Raw genomic sequence first — 14,320 nt, forward strand, 5'->3', positions numbered from 1 at the left:
TTCTACTCCAGAGAAATCAGCGGTCTTCCTGCGAACCGGGGGCGGCATGCGCGGCCTGCGGCACATGCGAGCCGGCGGTCATCGGCGCCTCATGGTGCGAGGCCGAGTGCAGCTTGCGACGGTTCAGGGTGCGCAGCAGCACGTAGAACACCGGGGTCAGGAACAGCCCGAACAAGGTCACGCCCAGCATCCCGAAGAACACCGCGATACCCATCGCATAGCGCATTTCCGAACCGGCGCCGGTGGAGGTCACCAGCGGCACCACGCCCATGATGAAAGCGATCGAGGTCATCAGGATCGGGCGCAGGCGCAGGCGGCTGGATTCGATCGCGGCTTGCACCGCGGTGCGGCCCTGCATTTCCAGTTCGCGGGCGAACTCGACGATCAGGATCGCGTTCTTGGCCGACAGCCCCACCAGCACCATCAGGCCGATCTGGGTGAAGATGTTGTTGTCGCCACGGGTCAGCCAGACGCCGGTCAGGGCCGCCAGGATGCTCATGGGCACGATCAGGATCACCGCCAGCGGCAGGGTCAGGCTCTCATACAGCGCGGCCAGCACCAGGAACACCAGCAGCACGCTGATCGGGAACACCCACACGCCGGCATTGCCCGCCAGGATCTTCTGGTAAGTCAGGTCGGTCCATTCGAACTTGATGCCGCGCGGCAGGGTCGCCGCCGCTACGCGTTCGGCCGCGGCCTGGGCCTGGTCGCTCGAATAGCCGGGCGCCGGGCCGCCGTTGATGTCGGCGGCGGTATAGCCGTTGTAGCGCACCACCATTTCCGGGCCGAAGGTCTGCTTGACCTTGACTACCGACGACAGCGGCACCATCTCGCCGGCTTCGTTGCGGGTCTTCAGCTGCAGGATGTCGTCGGCCTTGGCGCGGAACGGCGCGTCAGCCTGAGCCCGCACCTGGTAGACGCGGCCGAAGCGGTTGAAGTCGTTCACATACAGCGAGCCGAGGTAGATCTGCATGGTGTTGAACACGTCGGTCACCGGGATGCCCAGTTGCTTGGCCTTGACGCGGTCGAGGTCGACGTCCAGTTGCGGCACGTTGATCTGGTAGCTGGAGAACATCGGGCCCAGCGCCGGTTCCTTGGCGGCGGCCTTCATGAACTCCTGCGCGGCTTTGTCCAGCTCGGCATAGCCCAGCGCATCGCGGTCCTCGATCTGCATCTTGAAACCGCCCAGCGTGCCCAGGCCCATCACCGGCGGCGGCGGGAACACGGCGGTGAAGGCTTCCTTGATGCCGCCGAACTTCTTGTTGAGCGAGGCGGCGATGGCGTTGCCCGACAGTTCCTTGGACTTGCGTTCCTCGAACGGCTTCAGGCCCACGAACACGATGCCGGCCGACGAGCTGTTGGTGAAGCCGTTGATCGACAGGCCGGGGAAGGCGATGGCGCTGTCCACGCCGGGTTCCTTGAGCATGATCTCGCTCATCTTGCGCATCACGTCTTCGCTGCGGTCGATCGAGGCGCCGTTGGGCAATTGCGCGAAGGCCACCAGGTATTGCTTGTCCTGGCCCGGCACGAAGCCGCCCGGCACGATGTTGGCGATGCCCACGGTAGCCGCCAGCAGCACCGCGTACACCACCATGGTGGCGCCCTTGCGCTTGATCACGCCGGTCACGCCGCGGCCGTAGCTGTCCGAGGCGCGGTTGAAGAAGCGGTTGAAGCGGACGAAGAAGCCGCCCAGGAAACGGTCCATCACGCGGGTCAGCCAGTCCGGCTTCTCGCCGTGGCCCTTCAACAGCATGGCGGCCAGCGCTGGCGACAGGGTCAGCGAGTTGAAGGCCGAGATCACCGTCGAGATGGCGATGGTCATGGCGAACTGCTTGTAGAACTGGCCGGTCAGGCCGGTCATGAAGGCCAGCGGCACGAACACCGCCACCAGCGTCAGGGCGATGGCGATGATCGGGCCCGAGACTTCCTGCATGGCGCGATAGGTCGCTTCGCGCGGCGTCAGGCCGGCGCCGATGTTGCGCTCGACGTTTTCCACCACCACGATGGCGTCATCGACCACGATGCCGATGGCCAGCACCATGCCGAACAGCGACAGCGCGTTGATGGTGTAGCCGAAGCCCAGCATCAGCGAGAAGGTGCCGATGATGGAAACCGGCACTGCCAAGAGCGGAATGATCGAGGCGCGCCAGGTTTGCAGGAAGATGATCACCACGATCACCACCAGCAGGATCGCTTCCAAGAGCGTATGCACCACCGCTTCGATCGAGGCGCGCACGAACTGGGTCGGGTCATACACGATGCGGTACTGGACCGAGCTGGGGAAGTCGGCCGAGAGTTCCTTCATCGCCGCGCGCACCTGGGTGGACACGTCCAGCGCATTGGCGCCGGGCGCCTGGAAGATCGGGATGGCCACCGCCGGCTTGTTGTCCAGCAGCGAACGCAGGCCGTATTCGGAGGCGGCCAGTTCCACCCGGGCGACGTCGCCCAGCTTGGTCACGGCGCCGTCGGGCGAGCCCTTGAGGATGATGTCGCGGAACTCGGCTTCGGTCTTCAGGCGGCCTTGCGCGTTCACGGACAGCTGCACCGGCACGTCGGGCGAACTCGGCGAGGCGCCGATCACGCCGGCGGCGACCTGCACGTTCTGCTCGCGGATGGAGCGGATCACGTCGGAGGCGGTCAGGCCGCGCTGCGCCACCTTGTTCGGGTCCAGCCACACGCGCATGGCGTAGTTGCCGGAACCGAACAGGCCTACTTCACCCACGCCCTGGATGCGCGCCAGGCGGTCCTTGACGTTCAGGACCGCGTAGTTGCGCAGGTAAGTGGTGTCGTAGCGGTTGTCGGGCGAGATCAGGTGCACCACCATGGTCAGGGTCGGTGACGACTTGATGGTCGTCACGCCCAGCCGCTGCACGTCTTCCGGCAGGCGCGGCAGCGCTTGCGCGACGCGGTTCTGCACCAGCTGCTGGGCCTTGTCGGGGTCGACGCCCAGGCGGAAGTTGACGGTGATGGTCAGGTTGCCGTCGCTATTGGCCTGCGACTGCATGTACAGCATGTTTTCCACGCCGTTGATCTGCTCTTCCAGCGGCGAGGCCACGGTTTCGGCGATCACCTTGGGGTTGGCGCCGGGGTACTGCGCGCGCACCACCACCGAGGGCGGCACCACTTCGGGATATTCCGAAATGGGCAGCTGGAACATGGCCAGCACGCCGCCCAGCAATAGCAGTACCGACAGCACGCCCGCGAAGATCGGGCGGTCGATAAAGAATTTTGAGATATTCATGTTCAGGTTCCTTCAGCTTTTCTGGATGTCAAAGCTGTTGTTTTTCTTGAAAGCGATGGCACGGATGGTCCGGACTGGCCTCAGGCCTTGCCGCCGGCCGGCTGGGCCTGCGCGTCGGCGCTCTTGGCTTGCGGCTGCATCGGCACCACGGTCGGCGCGATGGCGTCGCCCGGACGGATGCGCTGCAGGCCGTTGACCACGATGCGCTCGCCGCTCTTGAGGCCGTTTTCCACTACCACCAGGCCGTCCTGGCTGGCGCCGACGCGCACCTGGCGATAGATGGCGTGGTTGTCCTTGTCGGCCACCATGACGAAACGCTTGTCCTGGTCGGTGCCGAGCGCCTTTTCATCGACCAGCACGGCCTCGTGCGGGGCGCCGCCGCCCAGGCGTACGCGGGCGTACAGGCCGGGGATCAGCTGACCGTCGCCGTTATCGAACACGGCGCGCACGCGGATGGTGCCGGAGGCGGGGTCGAGGCGGTTGTCCACCGAGCCGACCTTGCCCTGGCGCGAGTAGCCATCCTCATTGGCCAGGCCGAGGTAGACCGGCACCGTGGCGCCGGCGGCGCGCGCCGGGTTGACGTACTTGAGGAAGCTTTGCTCATCGACGTCGAACGAGGCGTAGACCTTGGCGACCGAGACCAGCGTGGTCAGCGGCGCGTTGGCCGAACCGGGGTTGACCACGTTGCCGACCGTGACTTCGGCGCGCGAGATGCGGCCCGAGACCGGCGCGGTGATCTGCGTGTATTCCAGGTTCAGGCGGGCCGCGCGCACGGCGGCCTTGGCGGCTTGCACGTTGGCGGCGGCTTCGCGCGCGGCGTTCTGCTTTTCTTCAAAGTCGCGCTTGGCGATGGCGTTGTCGCCCAGCAGGCGCTGGCCGCGCGCCACGTCCGACGAGGTATAGCCGGCGCGCGCTTCGGCGCCGGCCAGTTGCGCTTCAGTGCGGGCCACTTCGGCGGCGTAGGGGCGCGGGTCGATGGTGAACAGCACATCGCCCTTCTTGACCAGGGCGCCATCCTTGAAGTGCACCTGGGTCAGCGTGCCGCCGACCAATGGCCGCACCTCGACCCGGTCGACCGCCTCGATGCGGCCGGAGTAGGCTTGCCAGTCGATGATCTGCTTGCTGACCACTTCGGCCACATCGACCGGGGCGGCCGGCGGCGCGGCCGGGGCGGTGCTGGCATTGGCCGACAGGCCGACGGCGGAAATGGCGCCGCCGACCGTCAGGGCGATGACGGCCAGCACGGTGGCGGTGAGGGCGAAACGGCGGCGTAGCGTAGTAGGAGTGTTCATGTTCTTGTCCTCAGAGAGTGGGAGATGGTTGAAGGTTGAACGGCGTGTAGTCGGTGTTGTTGTCATCGTCGCGATGCGCGCGGGCAAAGCGGCAGCGCAGGAAATTCACGATTTCTTTGAGCAGCGGGATATGGGTGCGCAGCGCGCCATGCGTGATGCCGGAAAAGCGCGACACCTGCGTATGCACGCCGGCGCGGATCAGGCCGGAGGCGTATTTCTCGGCTTCCGGGCACAGCACGTCGCGCTCGGCGGTGGCGATGAAGGCCGCCGGCAGTCCCGCCAGCCGGCTCACTTCCAGCGGCGCCGCATACGGGTGCAGGCGCTGCATGGTCTGCGGCAGGTATTGGCGGTAGGAGGCGGCGCAGCGCTCGACGGTCAGGTCCGACTGCAGCCGCGCGGCGTCGCCCACCAGGCGCATGCTGGGGTCGAGCATCGGGCTGATCAGCACTTGCGCGGCCAGCGGCTTGGCGCAGCGGTCGCGCACCATCAGTGTCAGGCTGACGGCCAGGCTGCCGCCGGCGTCGTCGCCGGCCACGACCATGCGGTCGACGTCGGCGTTGAGTTCATCGGCATGCTTGCAGGCCCATACCGCGGCGGCGTAGGCGTCTTCCGGCGCGGCCGGGAACGGCTTGGCCGGCGCCAGCGAATAACCTACCGACAGCACCACGCTGCCGCTGTAGCGGGCGATGAAGCTGGCCGGCGCATCGGCGTCGTCGAGCGAACCGCCGACGAAGCCGCCGCCGTGGAAGTACATCACCAGCGGCAAGGGTTGGCGCTGGCCGGCGCCGGCTTTCTGCACCGGCTGGTACAGGCGCACCGGAATGCGCCCGAGCGGGCCGGGAACGAAAAAATTGCGGATGTCGAGGGAATGCGAGCCGTCCATGATGTGCGCCTGGGCCTGAGCCCTTTGTCGGAGAGTGAGGCGGATTGTGCGCCACAGCACGGTCTCAAATAAACTCATATAATCCAACAACACTGTTCGCCAAGTTCGAACAATCGATGCGTCGATGTTCGTTATCATTCGGCCCAGGATGGCGCTGGCGCCAAAGTCGAGCATGCCTGCCAAGGCGCAGGAAAGCCGCATCCGGACTGGGATGCAAGTTGTTGCCTTATCAATTTTTCGGTGAATTTTCTGGTTTTTTAGTCGGTTTTCGCGGCGATCCGGCTGCGTGGCCGAAAGGAGAGAGCGATGGATCGTTTCCAGGCCATGCAGGTATTTACCGCCGTGGTGGATGCCAACAGTTTCACGCGAGCAGCCGATAACCTGAACCTGCCGCGCACCACCGTCACCACCATCATCCAGGGGCTGGAGAGCCTGCTGCAGGTGCGCCTGCTGAACCGCACCACGCGCCGCATCAGCCTGACGCCCGACGGCGCCGCCTACTACGAGCGCTGCGTGCGCATCCTGGGCGATGTCGAGGAAACCGAACAATCCTTCCGCAACGTCACGCGCGGGCCGCAGGGCCGGCTGCGCATCGACGTGCCGGCCTCGGTCGGCCGCCTGTTGCTGCTGCCCAACCTGTGTGACTTCTATACCAAGTACCCGGACATCGAACTGGCCATGGGCATGGGCGACCGCCCGGTGGACATGGTGCAGGAGGCGGTCGACTGCGTGATTCGCATCGGCGAGCTGCAGGACTCGTCGATGGTGGCGCGCCGCATCGGCACTTTCCAGACCGTGACCTGCGCCGCGCCGGACTACCTCGAGCGCCACGGCGTGCCGCACACCATCGAAGACCTGCAGCAGCACAAGTCGGTGCACTACTTTTCCAGCCGCACCGGCCGCACCATCGACTGGGATTTCGTGGTCGACGGCGTCACGCGCGAGGTCAAGATGGATGGCAAGCTTTCCGTCAATGACGGCGACGCTTATGTGGAGTGCGCGCTGCAGGGCTTCGGCATGGTGCAGGCGCCGCTGTACATGGTGATGCCGCACATCGAGAACGGCCGCCTGGTCGAGGTGCTGTCGCAATGGAAGCCCGCGCCGCTGCCGATCTCGGTGGTCTACCTGCACAACCGCCATCTCTCGCCCAAGGTGCGCGCCTTCGTCGACTGGGTCGCCGAACTGTTCTCCACCTGTCCGCTGCACCGCGCCTGCAGCATGGGCATGGAAATGGTCGAGGGCGAATGCCGCTTCGTCAGCAAGGACGAGGCGACCACCGTGCGCAACGTGGTCGAGCAGCACAATATCGCCGAAAGCGTGTTCTGATGCAGGTGCGCACGCCAGCGGCGTGCGGTGAATTTCGCTGGGACTGGTGTTGTTCATCGCTGGCCTTTCTCTGTTTTTTCCATCCTGCAGTTGTTCGCGCCGGCACTGCTCCCCGCAGGCCGCGCGAGGCGGTCCGCGTAAATCGGAAAGCGTCATCCCCGCCGGCGCGATGTCGGTGAGGATCCTGGGAAACGGGGTTGATCAAGAAGGCGCGCTGGTCTGCGCCGGGTTTGCGGGTGCTGCTGGCGGCCTTGGGGCCGGGTCATTACGTGGTTGCGGCGCTCGCCTCGGTGGCGGGCCGGCACGGTTCACATCGTGAATAAAGGTGTTCTTGGCGTCGGGAGGATTATGCTGGATCGCAGCAAATCTTTCGTGCCGAAAGCTGCTGATTTTTTGCCCGATCCTGCAAAGTGAGCGATGATTGGGCAGTTTTCCGGAAAAGCCGCATATTGAGCCTGGCCATGTCCGGTATATCAAATAAAGGCATTGGCAAGCATATTCCCCCTTGCCGCAGATCGCGAGCATACCTAATCCTGCTGATTTTTTGCCTATTCCTGCAATCTATATGCTGGAGAATCAGGCAAATCGCTGAATTGCGCTAAGCTGGATCCTCATCTGACACCGGAGCCGCCATGGACCTGAACGAACACGCAGTCTTCGAACCTGCCGCCGGTGCGGCGAGTGCGGCGGCGAGTACCGAGCATGCCGCCGTGCCGGCGCCGCCGGACGATGGCGCGCGCTTCGAGGCCATGCAGCGCGAACTGCTGCAACTGATCGGGCGCTACACCGAAGGCATCGAAGGCTCCCTGGAAACCGCCATCGATGGCCTGGACATCCACCGCATCACCTGCCCGAGCGGCCCCAAGCACACGGTGCAAAAGCCGGTATTCGCGGTGATCGCGCAGGGTTCCAAGCGCTTGCTCATCGGCGACGAGGTCTATGAATACGACCCCATGCATTACCTGGTGGCTTCGGTCGACCTGCCGGTGGTGGGCAAGGTGATGATCGCCAGCCCTGATGAGCCGTATCTCGGCCTGCGGCTGGAGCTGGATACGCGCGAGATCGGCGCGCTGATCGGCGACGAGGCGCTGCCCCAGGCCATCGCCGTCGATACCGCCGCGCGCGGCATGTACGTCAACCGTCTCGATGCCGCGCTGCTGGACGCGGTGCTGCGTTTGCTGCGGCTGCATGAGACGCCGCGCGACATTCCCATCCTGGCGCCGATGATACGGCGCGAGATCCTGTACCGCCTGCTGATGAACGGCCAGGGCGCGCTGCTGCGCCAGACCGTGCTGCAGGACAGCCAGATGAACCGCATCGCCAAGGCCATCCGCCTGATGCGGGACGGCTACGCGCAGCCGTTGCGGGTGGAAGACATCGCGCGCGACGTGCACATGAGCGTGTCTTCGCTGCACCACCATTTCAAGCTGGTGACGGCGATGAGCCCGCTGCAATACCAGAAGAACCTGCGGCTGCAGGAGGCGCGCAAGCTGATCCTGACCGCCGACATGAGCGTGGCGCTGGCCGCGCATACGGTGGGTTACGAGAGTTCCTCGCAGTTCAGCCGCGAATACAGCCGCCTGTTCGGCGCGCCGCCGCTGCGCGACAAGCGCCGCTGGCAGGAAGAGGAAGCGGCGCTGCCCCAGTAGCCCCTGGCGGCCGCCAGCAGGTTCGGCCGCGCGGCGCTAGAATCGCTCCATGCGCCGGCCCGGCGTTCCTTATTCTTATTCCACCTGATTGGAGACAGTATGCAATATCGGCGACTCGGCAAGAGCAACCTCAAAGTCTCGGCGCTGTGCCTGGGATCGATGATGTTCGGCGACCAGACCGACATCGAAGAATCCGGCCGCATCGTCGCCTCGGCGCGCGAGCATGGCGTCAACTTCATCGACACGGCCGACGTCTACACCAAGGGCCGCTCGGAAGAACTCGTCGGCAAGCTGCTGATGGGGCAGCGCCAGCACTGGGTGCTGGCCAGCAAGCTGGGCAACCCGATGAGCGAGGCGCCCAACGAGTCGCATTATTCGCGCAGCTGGATCGTGCGCGAGACCGACAACATCCTGCGCCGGCTGGATACCGATTACCTCGACATCCTCTATATGCACCGCGATTACCAGGATGAGAACCTGGAAGAGGCGGTGCAGTCGCTGGGCGACCTGATCCGCGCCGGCAAGATCCGCGGTTTCGGCGTGTCCAACTTCCGCGGCTGGCGCATCGCCGAGATCGTGCGCCTGTGCGAGAAGCACAACGTGCCGCAGCCGCTGGTATGCCAGCCCTATTACAACCTGCTGAACCGCCAGCCGGAAGTGGAGATCCTGCCGGCCTGCGCCAACTACGGCCTGGGCGTGGTGCCCTACAGCCCGATCGCGCGCGGCGTGTTGACCGGCAAGTACGCGCCGGGGCAGAAACCGGGCGAAGATACGCGCGCCGGGCGCGGCGACAAGCGCATCCTGGAGACCGAGTTCCGCGAAGAGTCGCTGCTCATCGCGCAGAAGCTGCAGCAGCATTGCGCGGCGCGCGGCGTCAAGCTGGGGCAGTTCGCCACCGCCTGGGTGCTGGCCAATGCGACGGTCAGCAGCGTCATCGCCGGGCCGCGCACGCTGGCGCAGATGGAAGACTATTACGATGCGGTCGACCTGAAGATCAGCGCCGAGGAAGAAGCGCTGGTGGACAGCCTGGTGACGCCGGGCCATGCCTCCACGCATGGCTACAACGATCCCAACTATCCATTTTTCGGGCGTATCGCGCGGGGATAAGGATGCGGGCGTGAGGATGCGGGAGTGAGGATGCCGCGCCTGCGGCGTCCGGATGCGAAAAAGCCGCTGCAAGAAATGCAGCGGCTTTTTTACGCGTGTTTCAGGGGTTTCAGGAGCTGTTTTGAGCTGTTTTGAGCCGTTTTCAGGGCGGCTTCAAGTCATGCGCCGCCGGATGGCGCGTTCCGTCCTTTTGGGGGGCTCCGCCTGCATGTCGTCGCGCTCCGGGCGTTCGACGCTGCACAGGTGCAGCAGCATGAAATGGCTTTGCAGCGCCGTGTCGCGCTGCGGGTTGCAGGATGGCGCTGCGACGGTGTCGGCCAATGGCGGCGCCTCATCGGCGGCGACTTCCAGCTGATAGCTGCGCTCAGGCGCCATGTCGGCGATGGGTTTGTTCTCGACGCGGGCCGTGTTGCCGATGCCGGAGAAGTGCAGGCACAGCACCACGAGCATGATGCAAGCCGCCAGCCAGGTGAAATCCGTGTCCATGGCGTGCGAGATGCGTGCGGCGCGTTGGCGCCAGGCGGCGCTTGAGGCGGTATTGGAATGAGTGTGTGATGTCGGCATGGTTTGTCCCCTGGCGGGAACGGATGCGCATCACCCATCCCCCGCTTCCGAAAAATTATCCGGCGGCGGGGGGAGGTTTCATATAGGACTATTCTCAAATTAAATTTGTGAGGAAGTCGTCATTCCCGTGGATATCGTCTCTCATCGTCGGATGGCCTTGCCTGCCGGCATTGTCCATGTCGAGTCTGAATAAATTCTGGATCTCAGCGCAGCGCCGCGATCCGGCGGGCGGCTTCCGCCTTGAGTTGCTGGATATCGGTGCCCGGCGCCACCAGGTCCATGCCGAACTCCTTCATGCGCTGGGCCATGTCCATGGTGCCGGCGAAGATCCCCACATACTTGCCCAGTCGCCTGGCCAGCGCCACCAGCGAGCGGATGGCGTCGTTGAGTTGCGGGGCATCGTAGGCGTCGGGCGCCAGGCCCATCTCGATGTTGAGGTCGGCCGGGCCGATGAAGATGCCGTCCAGGTCGGGCACGCGCAGGATCGCCTCGGCGTTGGCGAAGCCCTGGTTGGTCTCGATCATGGCCAGCGTGAGAATGGTGCGGTTGGCATGCGTGAAGTAGTCGCTGCCGCCGTACATGAAGCCGCGCGCCGGGCCGTAGCTGCGGCCGCCGCGCGGCGAGTAGTGGCAGGCGCGCACGAAGCGCTCGGCGTCTTCGGCGGTATTGATCAGCGGGCAGATCACGCCGTAGGCGCCGGCGTCGAGCAGCTTGTTGATTTCGCCCAGGCCGTTTTCGGAGCAGCGCACCAGCGGCACGGCAGCGGTGGTGGAGATCGCCTGCAGCATGGGCACCGCCGACTCGACCGAGAACAGGCCGTGCTGCAGGTCCACCGTCACCGCATCGTAGCCGCTGTTGGCCACCACTTCGGCCAGCAGCGAATTGCCCATCGATACCCAGCCGCTCAAGGCCATGGTCTGTTGCGCGAACAGGGTGCGCAGCCGGTTTTCCCGCATCTTCAGTCTCCGTTGGTGATTGGTTCTGCCTATGGTAGACGCAACCGGCGGCGCTTGCGGAGCGGGTGACGGTGAAAGCTTCTCAGGCGGGCGTGAAACTTCTTCAGCCTGCGTAGCGGAACGGCGCGGCGTCGATCGCCGGCTTGCGTCCGGCGATCTGGTCGGCCAGCAGCGCGGCGCTGCCGCAGGCCAGCGTCCAGCCCAGCGCGCCCTGGCCGATGTTGAGATAGAGGTTCTTGACCGGCGAGGGGCCGACCACCGGCACGCCGCTGGGGGTGGCGGGGCGAAAGCCGGTCCACGGCGACAGCGCGGCGTCTTCACCCAGCGCGCAGGCGGGGAACAGTTCGCGCACGCCTTGCTTGAGTTCGTCGATGGCGCGCTGGGGGATGGAACGCTCCATGCCCACCAGCTCGACCCGGCCGGCCACGCGCAGGCGGTCGCCCAGGCGCGCGTAGACGATCTTGCGCGAGATGTCGGTGATCGAGACCTGGGGCGCGGCTGCGCGGCTGGCGGCATCCTGCAGCGGCACGGTGATGCTGTAGCCCTTGAGCGGGTAAAGCGGCAGCGACAGGCCGACGCGGCGCGCGAAGGTCGGGCTTTCGGGGCCGAAGCACAGTACGAAGCTGTCGGCCTCGATCCATTCGTCGCCGGCCTGCACCGCGCGCAAGGCGCCGGCGCTGGTGCGCACATTGGCGACGCTGGCGCTGCCGATGAAGCGGAAATTGGCGTTGGCCTGCATCGAGGCCACCAGGGCGCGGCAAAATTGCGGGCAGTCGCCGGCTTCTTCGCTGGGGGTATAGACGCCGCCGGCCCAGTCGCGCGCGGACTTGCCCAGCGCCGGTTCGATGGCGATGCAGCGCGCCGCGTCCAGCACTTCCTGGCTGCAGCCGAATTCCGACTGGAATTGAACTTGTTTGCGGGCGCTGTCCAGGCCGGCCTGGTCGGTGTACATCACCAGCTTGCCGGAAGTCTGGTAGTCGAATTGCAGATCCAGCTGCGCATTCCATTGCTTGAGCTGGTCGCGGCTGAAGAAGGCCAGTTGCAGCAGTTCGATGGTGGTGCGGCGTACGCGCTCGGCGTTGCAATGGCGCAGGAATTCGAACAGCCAGCGGTACTGGGCCGGATCGAGCGTGGGTTTGAAGGTCAGCGGGGAGTCGCTGCTGAACATGTAGTAGGCCCACTTGGACCAGACCGAGGGATCGGCCAGCGGCGCTACGTAGGAATAGCTCAGTTGCGCGCCGTTGCCCAGGCTGGTGCCGTCGCCGGGGTGTGCGCGGCCATCGATCAGGGTGACCTGGTGGCCATCCTGCAGCAGGCGGTAGGCGGTGGTGACGCCGATTACGCCGGCGCCCAATACGCAGATATGCATGGTGTTTTTATATTGTTCAGGGTTGGTTGCGGGTATCCCCTGCGCAGGGGAGGCGCGTCTGTCGTTACCCGGCATCATAGTGGGCAACTATACGAAGATTCGATGGCAGTGTCATATGCATAATCGGCATGAACGTCATGAGTACCGACGCGGGCGCGGGCGCGGGCCGGCCAGCCGGGCCGATCTTGTGCGCGCGTGCAAAACCGTTTTGCGGGCAGTGCCCGCAGTCCGCGGCCCGTGCTGCGTTACAATAGCGCCCGATGCAGACCAGACAGCCGCTGGCCGCGTCCGCAAGGGCGCGGCGGGAGGAAGGTCCGGACTCCACAGAGCAGGGTGACGGTTAACGGCCGTCCGCCGAACCCCGGTGCAAGCCGGCATAAGGCGAGGAACAGGGCCACAGAGACGAGCGTATTAAGTTACGGTGAAACGCGGTAACCTCCACTCGGAGCAATTTCAAATAGGCACGCGGTGATGCGGCTCGCGGAGCGTGCGGGTAGAAAGCTTGAGCGCCGGAGCAATCCGGCGCCTAGAGGAATGGCTGTCATAGCGGGCAACCGCCGTAACAGAATCCGGCCTACCGGTCTGCTTCATTGATTTTCGGATACTCCCGGCGCCATGCCGGGAGGCATCCCAACGATAACAATACTGCGGCCCGTGAAGAGACTGCGGGTCCCGCGAGACACGTCAGGATCCCTCATGACCCAACCGGTTTTGTTTGAAGAATTGATTGCCAGGAACGGCCGCCGCATCGGCGTGGCTACGCTGGCTTCCGAAAAGACCTTGCACGCCATTTCGCTGGAGATGGTGAACCTGCTCACGCCGCAACTGCGCCAATGGCAGGCCGACCCCGAGGTGGCGCTGGTGATCCTGCAGGCGCAGGGCGAAAAAGCCTTCTGCGCCGGCGGCGACCTGCAGCAGCTGTACCGCACCATGCGCGAGCATCATGCCTCGCCCGAGCGCGGCGACATCCGCGGCAACCGCTATGCCGCCGAATTCTTCGAACATGAATACCGCCTGGATTACCTGATCCACACGTTCGGCAAGCCCATCCTGTGCTGGGGCCACGGTATCGTCATGGGCGGCGGCATTGGCCTGATGGCCGGCTGCAGCCACCGGGTGGCGACCGAGAAGTCGCGCCTGGCGATGCCGGAGATCACCATCGGCCTGTATCCGGACGTGGGCGGAAGCTGGTTCCTGTCGCGCATGCCGGGCAAGATCGGCGTGTTCCTGGCGCTGACCGGCGCCTTGCTCAATGCCAGCGACGCGGTGTTCGCCGGCCTGGCCGATTACCGTATCGCGCAGGCCGGCAAGCAGTCGGTGTTCGATGCGCTGCTGGCGCAGCCGTGGGGCAGCGGCGACGACGCCGAGCTGCTGGAGCGGACGCTGGCCGAGGCGCAGGCCGCCTCATTGCGCGACGCTGCCGTCACCTTCGCGCCGTCCAACCTGCGCAGTCATTTCGACCAGATCGAAGCGCTGTGCCGCAAGCCGGCGTTGCCCGAGATCGTCGATGCCATCCTGGCGATCCAGACCGACGACGCCTGGCTGCAAAAGGCCGTCGCCACCCTGCGCGCCGGCGCGCCCGGTTCGGCCTGGCTGGGCTATGCGCTGCAAAAGCGGGTGCGCCACCTGTCGCTGGCCGAGGTATTCCGGCTGGAGTTCGTGGTCTCGCTGCATTGCGCGGCGCGGCCGGATTTCGTCGAAGGCGTGCGCGCGCTGATCATCGAGAAGGACCAGAAGCCGGCATGGCAGCCGGCCACGCTGGCCGAGGCGACGCCGGCCTGGGTCGAGGGCTTTTTCGACGATCCGTGGAGCAAGGAAGAACATCCGCTGGCCGACCTTGGCGCCTGAGCCGTTCGGGCGGAGAGAGCGGAAAGCAGAACGCCGTTGCGCCGGGTCCGGTGCAACGGCGTTTTTGCTTTGGAAAGGCGCTGCC

The 14,320-nt window shown here is 65.3% G+C and carries 10 protein-coding genes and 1 other RNA gene; 5 read left to right on the plus strand and 6 right to left on the minus strand.

What is annotated here, in order from left to right; genetic code table 11:
• Window positions 1-16: 16 nt before the first annotated feature.
• The 3 genes from AC07N6_RS00955 to AC07N6_RS00965 form a co-directional block, all read right to left on the minus strand.
• A complete protein-coding gene (locus tag AC07N6_RS00955) occupies window positions 17-3,241 on the minus strand; it encodes an efflux RND transporter permease subunit (RefSeq protein ID WP_494780461.1) in 3,225 nt (1,074 codons plus the stop codon).
• A gap of 80 nt (window positions 3,242-3,321) precedes the next feature.
• Entirely contained in the window at window positions 3,322-4,533 is a 1,212-nt protein-coding gene (locus AC07N6_RS00960; protein WP_494780462.1) for an efflux RND transporter periplasmic adaptor subunit, read from the minus strand.
• A gap of 10 nt (window positions 4,534-4,543) precedes the next feature.
• Complete coding sequence (locus AC07N6_RS00965; protein ID WP_494780463.1) at window positions 4,544-5,416, minus strand: alpha/beta hydrolase fold domain-containing protein; 873 nt, start codon at window positions 5,414-5,416, stop codon at window positions 4,544-4,546.
• Window positions 5,417-5,722: 306 nt separating this feature from the next.
• On the opposite strand from AC07N6_RS00965, the gene AC07N6_RS00970 reads away from it, so the two are divergent.
• The 3 genes from AC07N6_RS00970 (at window position 5,723) to AC07N6_RS00980 (ending at window position 9,498) form a co-directional block, all read left to right on the plus strand.
• A complete protein-coding gene (locus AC07N6_RS00970) occupies window positions 5,723-6,742 on the plus strand; it encodes a LysR family transcriptional regulator (protein ID WP_494780464.1) in 1,020 nt (339 codons plus the stop codon).
• Window positions 6,743-7,374: 632 nt separating this feature from the next.
• Complete coding sequence (locus tag AC07N6_RS00975) at window positions 7,375-8,391, plus strand: AraC family transcriptional regulator (RefSeq protein ID WP_494780465.1); 1,017 nt, start codon at window positions 7,375-7,377, stop codon at window positions 8,389-8,391.
• Between the two features lie 99 nt (window positions 8,392-8,490).
• Window positions 8,491-9,498: an aldo/keto reductase gene (locus AC07N6_RS00980; protein ID WP_494780466.1), complete on the plus strand. Its 1,008-nt coding sequence runs from the start codon at window positions 8,491-8,493 to the stop codon at window positions 9,496-9,498.
• Window positions 9,499-9,651: 153 nt separating this feature from the next.
• On the opposite strand, the gene AC07N6_RS00985 is transcribed toward AC07N6_RS00980, so the two are convergent.
• The 3 genes from AC07N6_RS00985 to AC07N6_RS00995 all read right to left on the minus strand — a co-directional run bounded on the left by AC07N6_RS00985 (window position 9,652) and on the right by AC07N6_RS00995 (window position 12,387).
• Window positions 9,652-10,062 (minus strand): hypothetical protein, encoded by a 411-nt coding sequence (locus AC07N6_RS00985; protein ID WP_494780467.1) that lies wholly within the window; start codon window positions 10,060-10,062, stop codon window positions 9,652-9,654.
• 203 nt (window positions 10,063-10,265) lie between these two features.
• The gene (locus AC07N6_RS00990) at window positions 10,266-11,018 is read right to left on the minus strand and encodes an HpcH/HpaI aldolase family protein (RefSeq protein ID WP_494780468.1); all 753 of its coding nucleotides are present in this window, start codon (window positions 11,016-11,018) and stop codon (window positions 10,266-10,268) included.
• 103 nt (window positions 11,019-11,121) lie between these two features.
• Window positions 11,122-12,387, minus strand: coding sequence for a D-amino acid dehydrogenase (locus AC07N6_RS00995; RefSeq protein WP_494780469.1), 1,266 nt, complete (start codon window positions 12,385-12,387; stop codon window positions 11,122-11,124).
• A 259-nt stretch (window positions 12,388-12,646) separates the two neighbouring features.
• Here AC07N6_RS00995 and rnpB point away from each other — a divergent pair.
• Both rnpB and AC07N6_RS01005 read left to right on the plus strand, forming a co-directional pair.
• An RNA gene (gene rnpB / locus AC07N6_RS01000) (RNase P RNA component class A) lies at window positions 12,647-12,980 on the plus strand.
• Window positions 12,981-13,083: 103 nt separating this feature from the next.
• On the plus strand, window positions 13,084-14,235 hold the full coding sequence (locus tag AC07N6_RS01005) for an enoyl-CoA hydratase/isomerase family protein (protein ID WP_494780470.1): 1,152 nt from the start codon (window positions 13,084-13,086) through the stop codon (window positions 14,233-14,235).
• The last annotated feature ends 85 nt before the right edge of the window (window positions 14,236-14,320 follow it).

This window comes from Herbaspirillum sp. GW821-FHT09A12 (assembly GCF_059418325.1).